The 2,959-nt window shown below is 54.0% G+C and carries 1 rRNA gene; it reads right to left on the minus strand.

Annotation, left to right across the window (positions count from 1 at the left end):
- Positions 1 to 2,936, minus strand: a 23S ribosomal RNA gene (locus D1B31_RS23685).
- Between the last annotated feature and the right edge of the window lie 23 nt (positions 2,937 to 2,959).

Raw genomic sequence — 2,959 nt, forward strand, 5'->3', positions numbered from 1 at the left:
TGGTTAAGTCCTCGATCGATTAGTATCAGTCAGCTCCACGCGTCGCCGCGCTTCCACCTCTGACCTATCAACCTGATCGTCTTTCAGGGATCTTACCAGCTTAATGCTGTGGGAAATCTCATCTTGAGGGGGGCTTCATGCTTAGATGCTTTCAGCACTTATCCCTTCCGCACATAGCTACCCAGCGATGCCTTTGGCAAGACAACTGGTACACCAGCGGTGCGTCCATCCCGGTCCTCTCGTACTAAGGACAGCTCCTCTCAAATTTCCTGCGCCCACGACGGATAGGGACCGAACTGTCTCACGACGTTCTGAACCCAGCTCGCGTACCGCTTTAATGGGCGAACAGCCCAACCCTTGGGACCGACTACAGCCCCAGGATGCGATGAGCCGACATCGAGGTGCCAAACCTCCCCGTCGATGTGGACTCTTGGGGGAGATAAGCCTGTTATCCCCGGGGTAGCTTTTATCCGTTGAGCGATGGCCCTTCCATGCGGAACCACCGGATCACTAAGCCCGACTTTCGTCCCTGCTCGACTTGTAGGTCTCGCAGTCAAGCTCCCTTGTGCCTTTACACTCTGCGAATGATTTCCAACCATTCTGAGGGAACCTTTGGGCGCCTCCGTTACTCTTTAGGAGGCGACCGCCCCAGTCAAACTGCCCGCCTGACACTGTCTCCCACCCCGGTAAGGGGTGCGGGTTAGAATTTCAATACAGCCAGGGTAGTATCCCACCGACGCCTCCACCGAAGCTGGCGCTCCGGTTTCTCAGGCTCCTACCTATCCTGTACAAGCTGCACCGAAATTCAATATCAGGCTGCAGTAAAGCTCCACGGGGTCTTTCCGTCCTGTCGCGGGTAACCTGCATCTTCACAGGTACTATAATTTCACCGAGTCTCTCGTTGAGACAGTGCCCAGATCGTTACGCCTTTCGTGCGGGTCGGAACTTACCCGACAAGGAATTTCGCTACCTTAGGACCGTTATAGTTACGGCCGCCGTTTACTGGGGCTTCAATTCAGAGCTTCGCTTGCGCTAACCCCTCCTCTTAACCTTCCAGCACCGGGCAGGCGTCAGCCCCTATACTTCGCCTTGCGGCTTCGCAGAGACCTGTGTTTTTGCTAAACAGTCGCCTGGGCCTATTCACTGCGGCTCTTCAGGGCTATGAACCCTAAAGAGCACCCCTTCTCCCGAAGTTACGGGGTCATTTTGCCGAGTTCCTTAACGAGAGTTCTCTCGCTCACCTTAGGATTCTCTCCTTGCCTACCTGTGTCGGTTTGCGGTACGGGCACCTTCCATCTCGCTAGAGGCTTTTCTTGGCAGTGTGGAATCAGGAACTTCGGTACTAAATTTCCCTCGCTATCACAGCTCAGCCTTCACGGGAAGCGGATTTGCCAACTTCCCAGCCTAACTGCTTAGACGCACATATCCAGCAGTGCGCTTACCCTATCCTCCTGCGTCCCCCCATTGCTCAAACGATGAAGAGGTGGTACAGGAATATCAACCTGTTGTCCATCGCCTACGCCTTTCGGCCTCGGCTTAGGTCCCGACTAACCCTGAGCGGACGAGCCTTCCTCAGGAAACCTTAGGCAATCGGTGGATGGGATTCTCACCCATCTTTCGCTACTCATACCGGCATTCTCACTTCCAAGCGCTCCACAGGTCCTTCCGGTCCTGCTTCAACGCCCTTGGAACGCTCTCCTACCACTGACATCGAAGATGTCAATCCACAGCTTCGGTGATCCGTTTAGCCCCGGTACATTTTCGGCGCAGAGTCACTCGACCAGTGAGCTATTACGCACTCTTTAAATGGTGGCTGCTTCTAAGCCAACATCCTGGTTGTCTAAGCAACTCCACATCCTTTTCCACTTAACGGATACTTGGGGACCTTAGCTGGTGGTCTGGGCTGTTTCCCTCTTGACTACGGATCTTATCACTCGCAGTCTGACTCCCACGGATAAGTCTTTGGCATTCGGAGTTTGTCTGAATTCGGTAACCCGATGGGGGCCCCTAGTCCAAACAGTGCTCTACCTCCAAGACTCTCACTACGTGAGGCTAGCCCTAAAGCTATTTCGGAGAGAACCAGCTATCTCCAGGTTCGATTGGAATTTCACCGCTACCCACACCTCATCCCCGCACTTTTCAACGTACGTGGGTTCGGTCCTCCATCCAGTGTTACCTGGACTTCAACCTGGACATGGGTAGATCACCTGGTTTCGGGTCTACGGCCACATACTCAATTCGCCCTATTCAGACTCGCTTTCGCTGCGGCTCCGCCTTTTCGGCTTAACCTTGCATGGGACCGTAACTCGCCGGTTCATTCTACAAAAGGCACGCCATCACCCATGAACGGGCTCTGACTACTTGTAGGCACACGGTTTCAGGATCTTTTTCACTCCCCTTCCGGGGTGCTTTTCACCTTTCCCTCACGGTACTGGTTCACTATCGGTCACTAGGGAGTATTTAGCCTTGGGAGATGGTCCTCCCGGATTCCGACCGGATTTCACGTGTCCGGCCGTACTCAGGATCCACTCAGGAGGGAACGAAGTTTCGACTACAGGGCTTTTACCTTCTCCGGCAGGCCTTTCCAGGCCTCTTCGCCTACCCCGTTCCTTTGTAACTCCATGTAGAGTGTCCTACAACCCCGGAAGGCAAGCCTTCCGGTTTGGGCTATGTCCCGTTTCGCTCGCCGCTACTTGGGGAATCGCGTTTGCTTTCTCTTCCTCCGGGTACTTAGATGTTTCAGTTCCCCGGGTCTGCCTTCAATACCCTATGGATTCAGGTAAAGATGCCACCCCATTACGGATGGCGGGTTTCCCCATTCGGAAATCTCCGGATCAAAGCTTACTTACAGCTCCCCGGAGCATATCGGTGTTAGTCCCGTCCTTCATCGGCTCCTAGTGCCAAGGCATCCACCGTGCGCCCTTTCTAACTTAACCTAAAAGGTTTGTTCACTCTGTTT

Origin of the sequence: Neobacillus notoginsengisoli (genome assembly GCF_003515685.1) — a bacterium.
GTDB classification, from domain to species: Bacteria; Bacillota; Bacilli; order Bacillales; family Cytobacillaceae; genus Bacillus_D; species Bacillus_D notoginsengisoli.